This window comes from Alteromonas sp. ABH4_457, assembly GCF_056160625.1.
The window spans coordinates 391,367-410,259 of sequence record NZ_JBSWXN010000003.1; the positions used below are offsets into that span (position 1 = coordinate 391,367).

An 18,893-nucleotide genomic window follows, 5' to 3' on the forward strand; every position below is an offset into this window, starting at 1 on the left:
TTAATAAAATGTATCTGGAAAACGAATATTTAACCTTTGAAAGGTGTTTTACTATTTGTATCCACAATGAGAAAAAGGTAAATACAAATGAATAGAGTGGTGGTAACCGGCGCAGGCGGTTTCGTAGGGCAAAAGTTATGTGACGCTATTCTGGCAAAGCCGGACTGGCATTTGATTGCCATTGATATGGTATTGCCCGATTTCCTGAAAAATCACGACCGGGTGGCGGCATTTGAAACCCCTTTTTCTGATGAAACCATGCTGTCAGAAGTGTTCTCATCACCCTGTGATATTCTTTTCCACCTTGCAGCCGTTCCCGGCGGTGCAGCAGAACAGAACCCTGCACTCTCCAAAACGGTAAATCTGGATGGCACACTGACCCTGTTTTCAAAAGCGTGCGAAAATGGTCACCGTCCGCGTATAGTGTATACCAGTACGATAGCAGTCCTCGGCGCTCCTATGCCTGACGTGGTAGACGACAATGCCCCGATTGTACCGGCCATGACCTACGGTACTCACAAAGCCATGATTGAATTGGCACTAGCTGATTTTTCCCGCCGCAAGCTGGCCGATACCGTTACAGTGAGGCTACCCGGCATTGTCGCCCGTCCTCTCGCCAAAAGCGGCCTTAAATCGGCTTTTCTGAGTGATGTATTTCATTTGCTCAAAGCGGGCCAGACTTATATTTCCCCGGTGTCTGAACAGGCAACCATGTGGCTGATGTCAGTGAACCAGTGTGTGAACAACCTTTTGAATGCTGCCGTGCTGGACAGCTCACGAATGCCGGTAAGCCGCGTGGTTACGCTGCCTGCAGTGAGAACCAGTATGCGCGAGTTGGTTAAGGAAATTGCCTCGCAGACAGGCGCGTCTGAAGACCTGGTCAGCTGGAAGCCGGATGCAGCGCTGGAAGAAGGGTTTGGAAAACAGCCCCCCTTGTTTACGCCAGCCGCAGAGCATGCCGGATTCAGTCACGACGGTGACATTACAGCACTAGTAAAGAACACACTCCTGTAAACTTTTTGTTTTACTCTTGTAAAGCTATTGGTGTAGCGGTATATTCGGTACATCTTACAGACGGGAGACATTCCAAATGATGTATTTTCTTTGCGATATTTTAACGATGTGCAATCCGGAAATTATTGAAAAAAATGAAGATGCGGAATCACCGGAAATTACAGAATCGCCGTCATCATAATTGCGAAAAGAATTAAAAAAAGCAGCTTTATAAAGCTGCTTTTTTTGATTTAAAATTCACTTAACACATATACAAGCGATTTTTATCGAAAAAGCCAACTCCCGGCGAGTTGGCTGAGGATGAGATTAAAACGCCCAGGAGGCTGCCAGGCCAAGAGAGCGCACTGAGTTGAGCCCCCATGTTTGCTGAATTGAAGTTAAGCCACGGTTATTTTCACCGGCATCAAAGGCCATAGAGACGGGGTATTTCTCATCAGTACAGTTATTACAGAATACCCACACTCGTAAGCCCTCATCGGTTTCAAAGCCAGCGCTAATATTAAATGTAGTGATGGCATCCAGTTCAGTTGAAGGCGATGCAATACCGTAATTAATATCAGACCGGTAATATACGCTGGCATTCAGGAATCCGTAGACCGTAGCCGTGATTTCCTGCTCGTATTGCGCTTTCAGCGTGGAAGTGAAATCTGCCGCCAGTGGTGTGGAATATCCGGATGCATCGAAGAAAGCATCATCCGGGCCACACTCCGTTGAGTCTGGTGTACAGGATGCCTGTGCAAATTCATCGAAGGTTGAATCTAACAGGGCTGCGTCCCAGTAAAAGGTCAGGTTATCACTGGCCAGTGCTCTTACTGAAATTTCAGCGCCCCGCGAAGTTACAGTAGCAGCATTCTGTATGATAAACGCCTGGGCATCGAGATTAAACGACTGCGCCTGGTAATTATCAAAATCGGTATTAAACACAGACACATTGAAGATCACCTTGTCATCAAGCACTTTGCTCTTAAAGCCCGCCTCAATGGTTGTCGAAATTTCATCTTCTACTGCGAACGGAATCGCTTCGTTATCCTGATTGTCGGTATTGAAGCCCGGCGCTTTGTAGCCTTGTCCTACAGAAACATACATCATCAGGTCCGCGTCGTACTGATACTGAGCGCCAAGCTTCCAGCTCAGATTAGTGTTATCTACCGATTCGTAGAATTGACCACGGGGTCCACCTATACCTACATAATAGTCTTTCTGCATTTGCAGCACATCAGATGAGACCTCATCCTGCGTAACCCGTGCACCTGCGGTAGCAGTAAGCTTATCCGAAAGATAAAAATCGAATTGCCCGAATGCGGCATAACTGGTTTGCGTCAATGTAGTAACAGAGTCATTTCCCAAAAAGACATCGTTGCTATAAGGACAGCCCGGCGGCGGACCAGAAATCTCAGCTTCCACACAGAATGGGAAACCAACGGCCACAAACGGTGGCGGGCCCTGCACTTCCAGACTGTTAGTCATGTTCGATTCTGAATCAAAATAGAATAAACCTACCTGACCGGAATAATTTTCTGTAGCTGGCAACACCAGACGCAACTCGTTAGAGAACTGTTCATACTCGTTTGTGTTCGGGTTATTTACGATATCAGGCAATGATGAAAAGTCGTTATGTAAGTTAGCGTCACTGTCGAAGTAACGCCATGCAGCAATGTTGATAAGCTCCATACCGTTATCAAATGCGTAAACCACCTCTCCCTGCAGACCACCGGTTTCTACGTCCAGAAACATTTCACCATCGGAATTGTTGGTCATGTTTTCCGGTCCCGCTACAATATTATCTGCCTCCAGCAGCGCAACGATCTCACTGTCAGGATCAACTGCACGGAACGTTCTGGCATAGCGCTCTCCGGTGCCTTCATTCTTATTGTAATCACCAATAAAATAGAGGCTCAGCGGACCATCTTCATACAGATACTTCACCTTAATCCCAGACTTTTCCTGATCTAAATCCGTGCGTTCAGTATTGGGATAAACGTTGTCAATAATACTGTCTTGCATCGAATACAAGGCGTTAATACGCAGAGCAGAATTTTCGGATACCGGCAGATTAATAGTGCCCTTGGCAATTTTACCCGTAGCATCTGTTGGCGTGGTATCTCTTAAATTGTATTCAAACGAAATATTGCCAGAGGTTTCATCAATTACAGGGCGCTTTGTCGCAATATTGACAAGGCCTGCAGACGCATTTTTACCAAACAGTAACCCTTGCGGTCCGTTCAGTACTTCCACTGAGGCGATGTCGTTGAAGGGCTGGCCGGCCAGCGCATTTCGGCCCAGGCTTACACCGTCAATTGCCAGCGCTACACTGGGGTCGATAGTCTCGGCAAAAACCTGGGAACCTATGCCACGAATGGCGTAGGTGTTATCCTGCCCCACCTGCAGCGTGGGCGCCAGAGCCGAGAGTTGTGTCAGTTCATTGATATTCTGTTCTGCCAGATCAGAGCCATAGAGCACCTGCACACTCACCGGGACTTCCTGCAGATTTTGTGTGGTTCGCTGCGCTTCCACAAGGATAACTTCAAACCCCTTAGACTCTTCCGCTTCAACAGCATCCTGGGCGTAAAGCACCGGACTGGCGATCGCTGCTGCCAGCGCCGTTACTTTGAAAATTTGCGTGTTTTTCATTTTGGTTTCCTGTTTGTCTTCACCTGCAAATGCCATTAGCCGGGTTACCGCGATCTTTGCTGCGTTTCACCATGCCACCGGACATTACTCACATCGCCTTTGTTAAACCCGTGTTCCTAATGACACATTCGATTAACAAAAAAACAAAATACAGGATTTCCCGCTATCTAAAACGCGAATTTAATGATGAGAGGTATCAATGAAATTAATACCATCATAGATAAAAAGAATTTTAAAAATCTAAGAAAGAAGAAACGGCCCTCAGATTGTACCCTCTTGCAGCGCTTTCACTTCTTAACCTGCGGAACTGGCTGTATGTCCCATCCAGGTATGAACAGAGTAGAATCCGGGGGCTCTCTGAAATACTTGCTTCAGGCCGAAGACAATAACTGAAACTCAGGGGAAACGGTTGCGAAAGTGAACATAAGGGAAGTCCGTTTTCGCAACCGCTATGGGTGACAAGCAGGTCTGACGACCTTCAAGACTCAACTGGAATGATAAGCTTATAGTCACTGTGATAATATGACTAAAATGCTGGCTGATTAGAAATTGATTCTTTAAATAGTATCAATTAAAAAGTGCAATGCTGATTTCATTTTTTAACTTTCTTAAAGTGACACCGCTTTTAATGCCAGTAAGATCAACACCCCGCCAGTGACTTTATCAATAATGCCTGCTTTGGCCTGAATCCGTTGTACTACCACCTGACTCGACATCACCACGGCAATCAGCGTGTACCAAAGCCCGTCAATTAATGCAGGGGTTGCAACGATAACCGCTGTTTCCGCCATGTTGCCGGCCACACCGATAAACTGACTGAACAGGGCAATGAAAAAGAGTGCTATCTTAGGATTGAACAATGATATTGCCAGGCCATCCCCCGCTGCTGCCAGCGCAGAGACTTTTTTGCCAGACTGCATTTGCGCCTGAATGCCGCCTTTCGACATCAGCGATTTTACACCAAGCCAGGCCAGATACCCGGCTCCCAGCCAGGTGAGTGCTTTAAACAACACCGGTGAATGTTGCAGTAACACGGCCAACCCTGAACTGGTTAATAACGCATAGAAGAAAACGCCCGACGCATGAGCCCATGCAGTACAAAGCCCGTTAAAGCGCCCGCCGGACAGCGCATGTTTAGTCACAACCGCCAGACTCGGACCAGGAGACATGGCTCCCAACAAACAAACAGAAAATAAAGTGAAAAATACAACGATGGTCATGATGCCCCTCCAATTTCCGGCATTGTAGAAGCATCATAAGCATAACTGGAAATCATAAGATATCATTACAGTTATGATTTAGAGTAATACCAAAAAGCGGTCAAAGTTGGATTGAGCTTTCGCAATGGGCAATAGCGTCTTTTACCTGCTCCCGCGCCCATTTATGTCTGATGTCGTTATCATATTTTGGATGCCAGATAAGCCAGTACTGGTTTTCGTCAACGTCGAAAGGCAGTGGCTTGTGCACAATTTGCCAAGTGTCAGCAAGGCTCTCAGCAATGTGCTCTGGCATCACCATCAGCCCGTCGAATACTTGTAAATGGCTTAATGCCGCATTGAAGAAGGGTACCCGCAAATGAACCCGACGCTGTAAATCATGCTGCCGTAGCATGTCATCAACAAAGGTATCTTTGTCAGCCCCACCAGTAATTTTAATATGCGGATAAGCAATCAATTCATTCACGGTGACATGCTTTTTTGAAGCCAGTGGATGTGACTGGTGCATCACCAGCACCGAATGGTCCGCGCCAATGCGGATACCAGAAATGCCATCCGGCTTTTGCGGCAACATGGTGGAGGCGATATCGATATTGAGTTCGTGGAGCCGGTGAATGTATTCGGGCTCCCATAGTCGCAAACTCACCGCCAGATTTGGCGCCTGCGTATTGAGCCGCTTGCATACGTCCGGCATGACATACTGGGCGACATAATCACTCGACGACAGCACCAGCTCGCCAAACCAATTTTCAGGGTCGAATACGGTTTCAGCCAACAGCAAATCGAAATCGTCCATCAGCGTGTCGAGCTTCGCTTTGAGCATTTCGGCTTTGGGCGTGAGGATCAGCTGGTTGCCATTTCGCACCAGCAACTCGTCCTGCCAGATATCCCGAAGCTGTGCTAACTGCCTGCTCACCGCTGACTGGGTGATATGAAGACGTTGCGCTGCTTTGCTCACATGGGCTTCCTGCAATAATACATGTAACGTACGAAGCAAGTTGAGGTTGGTATTTCTGAGCATGATAACGGGCTCTGGTGCGACATTATGTCGCATTGTAGCAGACCCTGTGAGAAGGAATAATCCGCGCTGATTTTTAAACTTTCGGTCAGAGATTTTATGCCTTTCAAAAACGCCCGCTTTCTTCCTGTTTCTCCCGTTTTGCTTTTTCCGCTTTCCACTTTGTTTATCGCGTTATCGCTGAATGCACAGGAAACTGATGAGACAAATGCAGACAATAGCCGCAAAGGCGACATAAGCTTTTCTGTTGGTGAACGAATTGAGGTGACAGCGAAAGCATCTGCAGACGCCAGCCGGATGCTTACCTCTGTAGACCGTTTATCCGGAGATGCGGTTCGTCAGCCAGATATTGATTATGCCTGGCAGCTGGCGGGCAGAATGCCCGGCGTGGTACTGACCGAATTTAACCAGGGCACCACCAGCGGAAAGCTCTCATTTCGTGGATTTAACGGCGAGGGCGAAGTGAATGCGGCCAAACTATTAATCGATGATATTCCGTCAAACGCAAACAGTGGCAACATGCCCTATCTCGATATGATCCTGCCCATCGAGATTTCCACCCTGGAGCTGGTGCGGGGCACGACTGACTCACGCTACGGTCTGCACAACATTGCAGGCAATGTGAACTTCATTACCCGCACCGGTGGCGATTACACCGACGCAAGACTGTCTGTAGGTAGCTTTGGCAAATATGATGTACAGGCAGCACTTGGAAACGAATCGGATGATTTCAGCCAGAATTACGCCATTGGCTACCGGGAGGGTGACGGATACCGGGATCATGGCGAGTTTGACCGCACCAGTCTTGTGGGCAAATGGGGTTATGCCATTTCCTCCACGTTGTCTGCAAATGCCACCGCGCGTTATTACGACAGCGATGCGCAGGAAGCCGGATACCTCTCCCGCGAAATAGCCTATTCAGCCCCACGCGCCACTAACGACTATAACGCGTCAGATATGGGTACCCGGGAAATGCAGCAATACAGCCTGGGACTGCACGGCGAACCGGCGAAAAATGTTACCTACAAAGTGACCAGTTGGTTGAACAAGCTTGAAGACGACCGCTATGTGACTTTTTCGGCCGGAGTCAGCCAGCAGAACCGTTACACCGAAGAAGAGCACTATGGTGTGATAGCAACCGCCACCTATGATGTGGAAAATTCCGGACTGTACGACCTGTTCTTTGAAGTGGGCGCCAGCATAGAGGGACAAGACAATATTTCCGCCCGTTACCTGCGTACCAACCGTATCGCCGACACCCAAACCAGAGATCAGCATTTCAGACTTCGTGTTAAGGGCGCGTACATTCAAAGTGAAATAGCGCCGGCAGACTGGTTGCGTATCACCCCTGCATGGCGGGTAGATAAAGTCACCGGTGATTTTGAGGACCGGTTAAATAATGTGACGGCACCAGTAAATGACTACGGTACGATTAGTCAGCCCAAACTGTCTGTGGCAGTGTTACCCACAGATGCCATTACCCTGTTTGCTAACTGGGGTGAAACCTTTCAAATTGGTGTGGGCTCAGGCGCTTATCTTATCCCGCCTCGCCAGACCAATCTGGAACCTTCAGTAAACCGCGGCTGGGAAGCGGGTCTCGCTTACAAACCGGATGCTATTCTGAGTGCCCGCCTTACGCTTTGGAATCAAACGGCCAGCGGCGAACTGAAACGTCGACTGAACGATCCAAATGGTGATTTTGAAAACCTGGGGGCCACTGAACGGCAAGGTATTGACTTGCAGGGTGCATGGTCGCCATCGAAAGATTTTTCTCTGTGGGCAACACTCGCCTGGCAGCAAGCCGAAATTGAGACGCCCTCTCCGGATCAACCCGAACTGGCGGGCAACGATATTGATCATGTTCCCGAGTGGGTTTACTCTGCCGGTGCCGATTATTATCTGAATGAAGAAATCATGCTGTCAGCGGTATTGCGTGGCCAGACAGATTACGAACTGAACTCTGCCAATAACGCCGGAACGTTCGGTGATTTCACTCTGCTGAATCTGCTGGCCCGATACCGCGTGTCAGAGAACACCGATGTGATGCTGGAGTTGAAGAACGTAACTGATGAATATTATGAGTATGTTTGGTGGGATGGTAGCCAGAGTCTGCATAGTCCGGGTGAAGGGCGCGCCGTCGCAGCGTCAGTCATGCTGAAGTTCTGACGATATGGGCATCAACTGGCGAAAGGTTCACAGACGAATCCACCTGTGGTTGGGTTTGTCTGTAGGAATACTATTTACCGTCATCGCGCTTTCAGGCGCGATACTTGTTTTTTATAACGAACTCGACAGCGCCTTAAATTTACCCGCCAGGCAGCCACAACAAGCAGCAGCCTCACCAGACTATGACACAGCACTTAAAACACTGCGTGCAGCCTATCCTGATAAAACCCGTTCGTGGCGCTTTGAAGTCACAAACGACGCTGGAGTTATTCCGGCCCGCTATTACAATCCAAAAGAGACAGCAGGAGAAGACTTTGCACCTATGATGGTGTGGCTAACCGCCGATGGCACCACCGTTCTACGGCGTGATTTCTGGGGGCAGTATTTCGTTACCTGGATTTACAATCTGCACTTTCGTTTATTGCTGGGTGAAACCGGCGGCATCATAGTGGGATACCTGGGCCTTGCGTGCACATACTTGCTGATCAGTGGCTTGATTGCCTGGTGGCCCAAACGGGGACAATGGGCGAGGCAACTGCGTTTTAAGCGCAAGGCGAATAAAATCGGGCTGCTATACGACTGGCACAAAACCCTGGGTTTATTCAGTGCTATTCCGCTTCTACTACTCTGTGTGACCGGCGTCATGCTGGCACTACCTGAAGAATCCCGCTTTGTGCTGGAACCTGTTTTTGGCCAGTCGCAGTACGCCAACTTTGCCTCTGAGAATGCCACGTCTGCACCACCCGTTATCTCTCCGGCACAGGCATTGGCTATCGCAAAGCAGGTATTGCCTGACAGTAAAGGCGCCTGGATTGAGACACCGGATGCCGAAGGCTCCCGCGCCCACTACCGCATTCGTTTGCAAGTATCAGGCGACCCTTCCCGCCGCTTTCCTCACAGTTATGTATATATCGATGGTGCGTCCGGAAAGGTACTGGAGGTGTTTGACTATCAGCTACAAGGCGCGACAAATACCATCATGAACTGGCTGCATCCGTTACATGACGGCACCTATTTCACCCTGGCGGGCCGGATTTTGTGGTTACTCACCGGCATGCTGACACTGGCGCTTTTTGTGCTGGGTACCTGGCGCTGGATGCTGCGCGCCCGCCGCTGACATATTGATAATAATTATCATTTAACTTAAATTGATGCTTTGTTCAGGTTAATTGGATAAGTATGTCTACTCCCCCCGAAACTATTTCCTATTCTGATGGCAGACCCGGCATACTCGTTATTGAAGATGACCAGTCTCTGAATGATCAATTATGCGAATTTCTGAACAACCATGGCTATCTGACGACACCCTGCTTTCGCGGGGATGAAGGTCTCAATCTTGCAGTCTCCCGTACATTCAACCTGATCCTTCTCGATATCATGCTACCAGGCCAGGATGGCCTCACTGTATTGAGCATTCTGCGTAGCTGTAATGACACGCCAGTGATGGTTTTATCCGCCAAACATGCAGAAGAAGAACGTATTCGTGGCCTGAGCGCCGGCGCTGACGACTACCTGTCAAAGCCATTTAATACAGAAGAATTGTTATTACGGGTAGATGCCATACTGCGACGCTCTATGAAAGGAAATTCGCTACAACATGGTGAGTTGCAAATCGATGATTTAAAAACCGTTAGCAGGCAACAGGAAATTTTTGCAAACGGGCAAGCATTGCAGCTTACACCCACTGAATATGGCCTTTTGACTACCTTAATGCGAAATCATACTCAGGTGCTCAGTAAGGTATTTCTTTATCAAACCATTTTGCACCGCGCATTCTGTCAGTACGACCGGAGTTTAGATATGCACATGAGCAGAGTCAGAAAAAAGCTAAGCGGGGCCGGATGGGATGGTAGCCGCCTGCAAACCGTCCACGGCAAAGGATATTGCCTGAGATGAACCGGATATTGTTCTGGAAGTTATTTCTTATTGTCGGCACGGGAGTGGTCGCGCTTTTCTATCTTATTGATATCGCAGTGACGCAAATTGAAAGTGACATGAGCATGTTGCAGGAAAGTGATGTCACCCGGCTCAATGCGTGGCGTGACAGCGCTGAAAAGCTCCTTGAGGCCGGGAATGATGAAGCACTTGAAAAATGGCTTTCTGAACTACAGCGAAAGGAAAATATCTGGGCTGCTGTCACGCGGGCGGAAATTACACACCTTGCAGGAAATACGTCCCGCAGAGATGAATACACTGGCTACAATATGGGCCGGAGTACCGAATGGCAAATTCACCTGTATTTAAATTACTTTCCCATTATGGAGCTTCCATTCTCGGACGAAAAAACCAGTCTTTTGGTTGAACTGCCTGAGCGGATGAGGCCGGGCTCATACTGGACAATCACGCGGGTCTCCTTGCAGGTATTTTTGCCTCTCATTTTACTGATTACGCTGAGTTATGTGCTTTACAGACATATTATGTCTCCCCTGAAAACGCTGGAGAAAGCCACCCGCGCATTCAGTGCCGGAAAATTTGATGTCAGAGTAAGAGAGCATTTAGGTAAGCGTGATGATGAGCTGGCGCACTTATCCACGACTTTCGATAAGATGGCAGACAGAATTGGTGACTTAATTATTCACCAACGGCAGCTAATTACGGATTTATCACATGAACTGCGTACACCGTTGACGCGGCTCGACATTGCCATCGAAAACCTGCTTACCAACACCCCCCGTTCTCCACAAGAAATGCAAACCAAACTGACACGGGTTCATAGAGAGTCTCAGCACATACGCAAGCTGGTCGACGATACGCTAACGTTGTCCTGGCTAGAAAACGAAGCGCCGGAATTACGTAATGAATCTATCGACTTAGTATCTTTGCTCGATGTGCTCATCGAAGATGCCAGATTTGAATTCCCTGATCGCCAGATAATTGGCTCACTGCCAGAAGAAGCAACGATTTATAATAGTAACCATCGTGCACTGGGTCAGGCCGTAGAGAACATTTTACGAAATGCTCTGCGCTACACGCCGGCCGGAAAAAGCGTACATCTTAGCCTGGAAAAAGCAGTGGATGGTTACCGCATTACAATCATCGACGAAGGACCGGGCGTGCCCACCGAATTCCTGAATGCCATTTTTCGCCCGTTTTTTCGTGTAGATAAATCAAGGCCTGCAGAGAGCAACAGCTTCGGACTAGGTTTATCACTTGCTGAGCGACAATTAAAAGCCATATCGGCCGCAGTATCAGCATCTAATGGCGCTGGTTCAGGTCTTATAATGACTGTGGATTTACCGCAAATGTAACAAATGTAAAAGTCCTGTCTCTTGCCCTTAAGGTTAATGATAATAATTCTTATTCATAAAAGAAAAGGACTCAACCGTGAACAAAATCGCGCTTGCCGGCTTCATTTGTGCGACATCAGCCCCTACATATCATCTCTATGCGCAAGCACTCCCTGAACAGCAATCCGTTGAAAAAATAACGGTTGTCGGAGCGGCTACCAATCTGAGCATAACGGCTGAAGACATTGAGCATTATCAGGCAAACGATTTGGAAGATATTTTCCGCTATTCGCCCTCAGTAAGCGTTGGCGGCTCGGTGGGAGTAGCGCAAAAAATCTACATTCGCGGCCTGGAAGATGCGCTGCTGAACGTGACAGTGGACGGCGCACAACAGACTTCTACTTTATTCCACCATATTGGACGTGTAACGCTCGACCCGGATTTACTCCAACAAATCGATATTCAGGCCGGAGCCGGTGAAGCGACGAGCGGTCCGGGGGCTATTGGTGGTTCTATTCGTTTTAAGACGAAAGATGCGAATGATCTTCTCGCTACAGGTGAACAGTTTGGCGGCAGGCTGAAAGCCAACTATTTTACGAATGACGGGCGCAGATTAAGTGGCACCGTCTATGGCAAGCTAAGTGATTCCTGGGGCGTACTTGGTTATTACAGTGATATTGATCGTAACGATATGGAAGATGGCGAAGGCAACGCGATCCGCGGGTCATCAGCGGATCAAAGCATGCTTTTCATCAAAGCCAGCGGCAATATTTCGGCAAACCAGTATCTTTCCCTCAGTGTTGAACAACGTGACGAAGAAGGGTTGTTCTCTGCCCGTCCTAACTGGATAGTTCAACCAGAGGACCCGCTTTATTCCAGTGAAGCAAAACGTGACACCTACGTCGCAAACTACCGCGTGAATGTGAATACACTGGTGAATATAGAAGCGACTGCTTACTCGACCAGTTCCTCTTTCCGTGGCGGGCGCTTCGACTGGCTGGCTGAAATTGACACCTATGGGTTCGATATCCGCAACACCAGTGATGTTCAGGCCCACCGGTTTATTTATGGTGTTGATTACCGCAATGATGAAGTAGACAGTGGCTATGCCGTTGCACAACCTGAAGAAGATCACGGAGAAACAGGAAGTGTCACAGGCATTTACTTTCAGGGCTACAGCGACATAACCAGCGACTTACTTTTGAGCTACGGCGTGCGTTATGACAACTACCGCTATGAGCAAAAGATCTTGCTTGACGATTATTACGGAACACCGATAACAGAACCTGCAGCAAAACTTAACGACACAGAAATGAGTTACAATGCGGGACTGGCCTATTCGCTCACAAAGGCATGGACACTGGGGCTCAGCTATGCCGAAGCGGCAAGAGGCAAACAAATCGGTGACGGCTTTACCATCGACAGCTATTTGTACGATCGCTCTGAGAACCCGGTCGTCAACGACGGGTTAAAACCAGAAACGGCAGAGAATATTGAGGCGTCCGTAGAATATCAGGCGAATAACTTACATGCCCGTGCAGCCGTTTATCACTCTGCGATTAATGATGTCATCTATGACGGAGCCAACAGCACCTCTGTCTACAACAATATCGGCACCATCGATTCAAAAGGCTTTGAATTCGATTTAGCTTACCGCTGGTCTGACTTTGACTTCTTCGTTGGCTTTTCTTCTATGGATGCAGAGTTATCGCCGAGGAGTTCGCTGTACTCAACAGATTACGGCAGTATTGATATCAATGGTTATGAGTTTTTAGGTTTAGGTAATAGCCGTGGCAATACCTGGGTAGCGGGCGTCGAATATTTAATCAATGCCGACGCGACTATAGGGGCAACGGTGACCAGAGTAGACAGTTTAACCATTGACACTCTGCATGCCGATTTAGATAACGGTTGGGTTGATGCATTGTACGCATTAGAGAAACCAGGCTATACCACTTTAGATCTTTTTGCCCAATGGCAGATATCTGACAGCTTCATCGCCAATGTTGCTCTTACTAATCTGTTCGACAAATTGTATCGCGATCACTCCAGTGTCGGTGATTACAGTGGCGTTGCAGGATACGAACTAGTGGTTGGCCCCTACGAAGCGGGGCGCGATATTCGCCTCACGGTCACGTACGATTTTTAATATCAGTACGCTTTACCAAAATTAGTCCTGAATAAGGCTGCACTAAGATATGCAGCCTTCTTTGTTTTCACTCTTTACCCCAACCACTGATTCAGCACCACGTGGGTTTTGATTTTGATAATGTCGTCGATGGTATCGATATGTTCGCGGATTTCATGTAGCCGGCGCATGGTTTCTGCTTTTATCAGCACAATCAGGTCGCACTCGCCGGTAACACCGTAGCACGACACTACCTCAGGAATGGCGCGAAAATAGGGCACCACATCCGCGCACCGTGCCCGCTTGTGTTGGATTTCCAGATAGGCTGCAACGCCTTCTTTTTGCGATTCTGACAACATAACCTGATAGCCGCGGATCACATTGTTCGATTCCAGCTTCTTAATTCGTTCTGTGACAGCGGAACGTGACAGGCCCACTTCATCAGCAATAGCTGAAATACTGGCCCGGGCATTTTGCCGGAGCTGAGCAAGAATAGCCTGATCGAATTTGTCCATCGTGATTCCGTCATTTTGCAGGTAAAAAGTCTTCCTGCCGTCAAAGTGACGGCAACAACGCGCTGAATGCACGCAAAGTAACACGTTATGAAGCGCAAAAACGCAGTATATTACGCAATTGAAATTAACGCAGTACGATTGGGTTTGTTTATCACCATGCACGATGCAAATAACAAAATTGGACGCTGGCAGGGCGCAGGGCTGCTGACCACCACTTTGCTGGGTACCAGCGTATTTATTCTGCCACAGATGACCATCAACACCGCTGGCCACTGGGCGATGATCAGCTGGCTTGTGCTGACAGTGGCAATACTGCCCGTTGCCATGGTGTTTGCTAAACTCTCCTCCCGCTACCCTCATGCGGGCGGCCCGGCCTATTTTGTTGAAAAAGCGTTTGGCAAATCTGCAGGCAGAACTATCGGTTTGCTTTTCTTATTTGTGGTACCTATTGGCGCGCCCGCGGCCATCATTATGACGTACTGGTTTATCGAAACGCTGTTTGGTCTCTCACCAGACTGGGCGCTGCCCGTTCAACTGGGCATCATCGCGCTGCTGTTTGCGCTTAATTATCGGGGTATTCAGTTTTCTTCGACCCTACAGCTCATGCTCACGCTCGTTATTACTCTGGTAGTTATTGCCATGCTGGCAGGTCAGCCTGTGGCGTCGGGCGAACAGCTCCATGAGGCAACGACGACGCCCTTTGATATGAATCCTATGCTGGCCGCCATGGGTATCGCGTTCTGGAGTTTTCTGGGCATAGAAGCCATTTCCCATCTGGCCGACGATTTTAAAAACCCGGGGCGGGATTTAGTCCCCGCAATTATGACCGGCACATTACTGGTGGGGTTAATTTACCTGGGCTGTACCTGGCTGCTCATCGACACGCCGGTGTCTGATGCTTTGAGCATGGTCATCGTATTTAATCAAATTTTCTCCGGTGGCGGTGCGGCGGTTATCGGTGCACTCGGTGTGGCTGGGGGTCTGGCAACCGTGAACGTATACACAGCCAGTCTGGCCCGGTTAACCTGGAGTTTAAGCAACGATAAAGTTTTACCGGGTTACTTCCAAAGCCTCAACCAGCACAACGTGCCTCAGCGGGCACTGCAATGTGTGCTTGTCGTCATGACTCTCACTTTGATAATCACTCACTACGGTGCCTATAATCTGGAAGACCTGATTGGTTGGGTTAACGGCGTATTTGTACTGATTTATCTGGCAAGTATGCTGGCGGCTGTCCGCCTTTTATCAGCAAAGCACCGTCCACTGGTAATGCTAAGCTGCCTGTTCTGCGCCACCATCGCTGTGGGACTGGGTACAAAGATGCTTTATGCGCTGGGATTATTCTGCGTGTGCGCGCCACTGCTTTGGTATCAGCAGCGCCACCTGCAAACGAAGCTCAACAGTTGTCAGTGAAAACAAAAAGAAAAGGCCGCCTGTGGGTTTGGGCGGCCATTGTTATCGTTAGTTGCTCTTTTCAGGCGCAAAAACAGGCATTTTACTCAGCTCGCTTCTGTCGAAGGCCGGCGCTTTAAATAAGTACGGATAAAAGTATTTCCGTAATGATTCATGGTAATCGCGCACTTGCTGTTCGTAATGCCATGCCGCTACCGGATCGGTTTCCGCTAGCCGGGTAACACTTCTTGAAACCCAGCTTGCTGGCGACAATACCGACAACCAGGATGCTGCCTCGTACTTCTGTTTCGCCACTTCGCGGTATGCGAGAGACAAAGGCTCTGCGGCCTGATCACCGGTCTGCTGAAATGCGTAATACCATTTCCAGTCCCACAATGAATCCATCTTTGTATACGGCTTCCACTCGGGGTGACGGGCGGTAAATGCATCCATTGTAGTTTCAAACGGGAGCTCCCATGCACCGTTTACCGCTTCCCTTTGGGTCATCAAGATTTCACCGCCCTGTGGCCCTGTAAACATACGCTCAATGGCCACACTTCCCAGCGCCGGCAAAACGAAGCTGCTGACCAACCATAAGCCCAGAAGTGCAGACGCCAGATGAGGTGCTGAGGAGTCTTTCTTACCAAACCAGTAACAGAGTGCTGCCCATAATGCGATGTGCAATATGGTGATCAGCGACACCAGAACAATATGGATAGCCAGCGCCCCGTTCCACACCGCGCCAATCCAGAACGGGATCAGCAGCGCCAGAGACAGGAACGACACCATGGAAACGGTTCTTGGCAACCACAAACCAAACTTGCGGCGGGCTGACACCACCAGCAATGCATACCGGCCGGACGCACGTTCGGCGGCGCGGATATCATGCAATAACAAGATGGTGATCAACGGGGCAAGAATACTAATGACGAACGTGAAATCGATACGCCCTGCCATAGCCATTTCGGGATTACCGGTATCAGACTCGTAAATTTGCCCTTCCAGTGCAAGCGCGCGGATGCGGTGCTTCCATGGATAAGAATCACGGCTTCCCAACCCGGCGAATGCGAGGTTTGAAGGCGGATCGTAAGTCAGACTAAAGGCATAGTATGCCACACTGCCATAACCGGTTTTCTGTTCCAGCACTTCAGCGCGGTCGATGCGGTCGGCGTCGATAAGCCGTGATATTGTCTCACGCTGTTTTTCTACTTCCTGCGTGCCTGTCCACACCGAAAATGCCGACAGAGCAAACGCAACAAACAGCAAGAAAACCACACTCTTTTTAGTCAGGATAAGCCCTGATTCACGCTTTAAATCCGTCCAGTTCATGCGCGTCTCCCTGCAAAAAATACGGCACCAAATAAAACAACAATCAACACACCTAACTGAAAAAATGCCGTACTGCCAGAGGCCAGTCTCTGTGTCACGGATTCGGGCTCAAACGTATAGGCTTCCAGCATTTTCCAGTTTGCAGAGTCGACTTTTGCTTTCTGACGGTTTGCTTCACTCTGGTACTTATTCGCGTCATCCGCATAAGACAAAGCTTCGGCATGGAGTTTGTTCAATGACTGCACAAAATCGTAACGCACGGCTTCTGCTTCTTTCAGGAACCGGTGATAGTTTTCCAGATCGGTTGCTGCAAGTTTCATCGATAAGGTCTGGATAGCAATGGTAGGAGAAATCCAGCCAAACTGGCGGGCAACATTAGCCTGCGCCTGCTCCTCATTCATGCTTTGCGACGCAAACCGGTTAATCACTGCGGTGAGGTCTGCTTCTGACTTTTGTGCTACAACGCCTTTGAAGTTAACCGGCAAGTCCTCAATATTTTCTACATTGTATTTAGCCAGCAAATCACTTTTAAACTTCTTAAAAGCAGGATCACTGTCGTCGTGACCGTCGCCTAATGTACGTAATTCCTCGAGAACAGCAAAATCAGTCTCCAGCTTCCCGGGCGACGAGACGGCCATTGTGGCTGCACTTACAGAAACTCTTGGCAGAACAAGACAAATAGCGATCCAACTGAAAATCAGAACACCAAAACTGCTCCGGTTGGTTGTGGCAAGCACGGAAACCAGCATAACTAACGCCACCCAGACCATCAGATAGAGTGCGTAACCCGCTAAGAATGAAAGTGCAGCAACGATACCCGCGCCCTGAAATGCAGCGTAAAGCGCGCCAAGGGCCAGCGGTAACAGTACCACCCCGGCGGCCATGAACAAGGCCAGGGTCTTACCGGCAATCAAAGTGAGTGGTGATACACCCTGCACTTTGAGGAATGTGAACGTACCCGCCTCTTTTTCGCGGGTAATCACGCTGTAGCCCATGACAATAAGTAACAGAGGCGCAAGTATTTGTAAGACGGTTGCGGGCGATAGTTTACCCAGCCAGTTAAGTCCGGTACTTTGCTGCTGGCCCGAAAATGTCGCGCCGTTCTGACGGTGACCTTCTAAAAAGATGGCAGTACCTGTGTATGTATCGATGCCCGGGTCAATGCGGCCAAGAGGTGTTGGCGTACGAAACAAATAGTGACCGAAATGCACCATCCGGTGAGGATGGCGGTCTGGCTGGTCTTCAAAAGCGTGCTCTGACTCAGACTGCAGAATATGGCGGCTATGGTTATCTGCGTCCACCGTCATTGCAGTAATCACCACTGATGCCAGCGTAAGAATAACCGTAAAAATTAATACAGTAATCGCCAGTTTCGTCCGGAACCAGTATCGCCATTCATCTTTTGCGATAGTAATTATTTGCCTGCTCATGCTGCAACCTGTCCCTTCGCGAAAGCTGCGTGTACCGCTTCAGTATCAATACTCTCGCCGGGGTTAGCAGTGAACGTTCCTACGATTTCGCCGTCACGTAACAGGCCAATCCGGTGTGCCACATGGCAGGCACCATATACATCGTGAGTAACCATCAGGATGGACTTACCTTCACTGGCAAGCTGGCTGATAAGGCGGTTCAGTTCATCGATAGCAACGGGATCTAAGCCAGATGTGGGCTCATCCAGAAACAAAATGGGCGTATCGCGCAGCAGCGCAAGGGCGATAGCTGTCTTCTGACGCATCCCCTTCGAATAATGGCTCATCTTCTTGTGCCACGCGGTACTTTGCAGTGCCACACGTTTCAGGGCTGACTCTATATCGCCGGTACTGCGTGTCAGACCTGCCAGAGAAATGAAGTACTTGATGTTCTCAATAGCACTCAGGTGCTCATAGAGCATGACTGATTCCGGCAAATAAGCCACTTTCTCGCGGATGATCTCCGGATGTTGTGCCACTTCTTTACCCTGCACTTTCGCAGAGCCGGAAGAGGGTGAAATAAGACCCAGAAAGGTTTTCAAGGTTGTCGATTTTCCCGCACCGTTCCCGCCTAACAGCGCCAGCACTTCGCCCTTTTCAATATGAAAAGCGATATTTTTTAATATTTGTTGCGTGCCGAGCGTGACACACAGATTATCTGCCTGTAACGCATATGCTGTTTGTTCCATTTTCTCTGTTCCGTTATCACACTAAAAAGAAAATGTTATAACGTAACGAGTTGTAACCACAAGCAGCTTATCGCACATCTCGCTATATTAGACGCGCG

Annotated in this window: 14 protein-coding genes; 7 read left to right on the plus strand and 7 right to left on the minus strand. The window is 48.9% G+C overall.

From position 1 onward, the window contains the following. Positions 1–87: 87 nt before the first annotated feature. Positions 88–1,014, plus strand: coding sequence for an NAD-dependent epimerase/dehydratase family protein (locus ACXAGR_RS08245; protein WP_474849277.1), 927 nt, complete (start codon positions 88–90; stop codon positions 1,012–1,014). 306 nt (positions 1,015–1,320) lie between these two features. Here the strand turns inward: ACXAGR_RS08245 and ACXAGR_RS08250 are convergent, their stop codons facing one another. The 3 genes from ACXAGR_RS08250 to ACXAGR_RS08260 form a co-directional block, all read right to left on the minus strand. Continuing rightward, positions 1,321–3,645 (minus strand): TonB-dependent receptor, encoded by a 2,325-nt coding sequence (locus tag ACXAGR_RS08250; RefSeq protein WP_474843979.1) that lies wholly within the window; start codon positions 3,643–3,645, stop codon positions 1,321–1,323. Positions 3,646–4,253: 608 nt separating this feature from the next. After that, positions 4,254–4,865, minus strand: a complete 612-nt coding sequence (locus ACXAGR_RS08255) for a LysE family translocator (RefSeq protein WP_474843980.1) — start codon at positions 4,863–4,865, stop codon at positions 4,254–4,256. Between the two features lie 100 nt (positions 4,866–4,965). Beyond that, positions 4,966–5,916: a LysR family transcriptional regulator gene (locus ACXAGR_RS08260; RefSeq protein ID WP_474843981.1), complete on the minus strand. Its 951-nt coding sequence runs from the start codon at positions 5,914–5,916 to the stop codon at positions 4,966–4,968. 63 nt (positions 5,917–5,979) lie between these two features. Between ACXAGR_RS08260 and ACXAGR_RS08265 the strand changes: the two genes are divergently transcribed. The 5 genes from ACXAGR_RS08265 to ACXAGR_RS08285 all read left to right on the plus strand — a co-directional run bounded on the left by ACXAGR_RS08265 (position 5,980) and on the right by ACXAGR_RS08285 (position 13,422). After that, positions 5,980–8,046 carry a TonB-dependent receptor gene (locus tag ACXAGR_RS08265; protein ID WP_474849279.1) on the plus strand — a complete coding sequence of 689 codons (2,067 nt, stop codon included), beginning with the start codon at positions 5,980–5,982 and terminating at the stop codon, positions 8,044–8,046. Positions 8,047–8,050: 4 nt separating this feature from the next. Continuing rightward, on the plus strand, positions 8,051–9,163 hold the full coding sequence (locus ACXAGR_RS08270) for a PepSY-associated TM helix domain-containing protein (RefSeq protein ID WP_474849281.1): 1,113 nt from the start codon (positions 8,051–8,053) through the stop codon (positions 9,161–9,163). A gap of 62 nt (positions 9,164–9,225) precedes the next feature. Further along, positions 9,226–9,942 (plus strand): response regulator transcription factor, encoded by a 717-nt coding sequence (locus ACXAGR_RS08275; protein WP_474849283.1) that lies wholly within the window; start codon positions 9,226–9,228, stop codon positions 9,940–9,942. Further along, complete coding sequence (locus ACXAGR_RS08280; RefSeq protein WP_474849285.1) at positions 9,939–11,294, plus strand: histidine kinase sensor domain-containing protein; 1,356 nt, start codon at positions 9,939–9,941, stop codon at positions 11,292–11,294. The genes ACXAGR_RS08275 and ACXAGR_RS08280 overlap by 4 nt, the downstream gene beginning before the upstream one ends. A 76-nt stretch (positions 11,295–11,370) precedes the next feature. Beyond that, positions 11,371–13,422: a TonB-dependent receptor gene (locus ACXAGR_RS08285; RefSeq protein WP_474849287.1), complete on the plus strand. Its 2,052-nt coding sequence runs from the start codon at positions 11,371–11,373 to the stop codon at positions 13,420–13,422. Positions 13,423–13,496: 74 nt separating this feature from the next. Here the strand turns inward: ACXAGR_RS08285 and ACXAGR_RS08290 are convergent, their stop codons facing one another. Beyond that, a complete protein-coding gene (locus ACXAGR_RS08290) occupies positions 13,497–13,916 on the minus strand; it encodes an Lrp/AsnC family transcriptional regulator (protein WP_474843989.1) in 420 nt (139 codons plus the stop codon). Between the two features lie 156 nt (positions 13,917–14,072). Between ACXAGR_RS08290 and yjeH the strand changes: the two genes are divergently transcribed. Beyond that, complete coding sequence (gene yjeH / locus ACXAGR_RS08295) at positions 14,073–15,329, plus strand: L-methionine/branched-chain amino acid transporter (RefSeq protein ID WP_474849491.1); 1,257 nt, start codon at positions 14,073–14,075, stop codon at positions 15,327–15,329. A gap of 48 nt (positions 15,330–15,377) precedes the next feature. Here yjeH and ACXAGR_RS08300 read toward each other — a convergent pair whose 3' ends face one another. From ACXAGR_RS08300 to ACXAGR_RS08310, 3 genes are read right to left on the minus strand one after another with little or no spacing between them, the layout of a single operon-like run. Further along, complete coding sequence (locus tag ACXAGR_RS08300) at positions 15,378–16,637, minus strand: DUF3526 domain-containing protein (protein ID WP_474843990.1); 1,260 nt, start codon at positions 16,635–16,637, stop codon at positions 15,378–15,380. Continuing rightward, positions 16,634–18,067: an ABC transporter permease gene (locus tag ACXAGR_RS08305; RefSeq protein WP_474849289.1), complete on the minus strand. Its 1,434-nt coding sequence runs from the start codon at positions 18,065–18,067 to the stop codon at positions 16,634–16,636. The genes ACXAGR_RS08300 and ACXAGR_RS08305 overlap by 4 nt, the downstream gene beginning before the upstream one ends. Next, positions 18,064–18,795, minus strand: coding sequence for an ABC transporter ATP-binding protein (locus ACXAGR_RS08310; RefSeq protein ID WP_474849291.1), 732 nt, complete (start codon positions 18,793–18,795; stop codon positions 18,064–18,066). The genes ACXAGR_RS08305 and ACXAGR_RS08310 overlap by 4 nt, the downstream gene beginning before the upstream one ends. Positions 18,796–18,893: the final 98 nt, after the last annotated feature.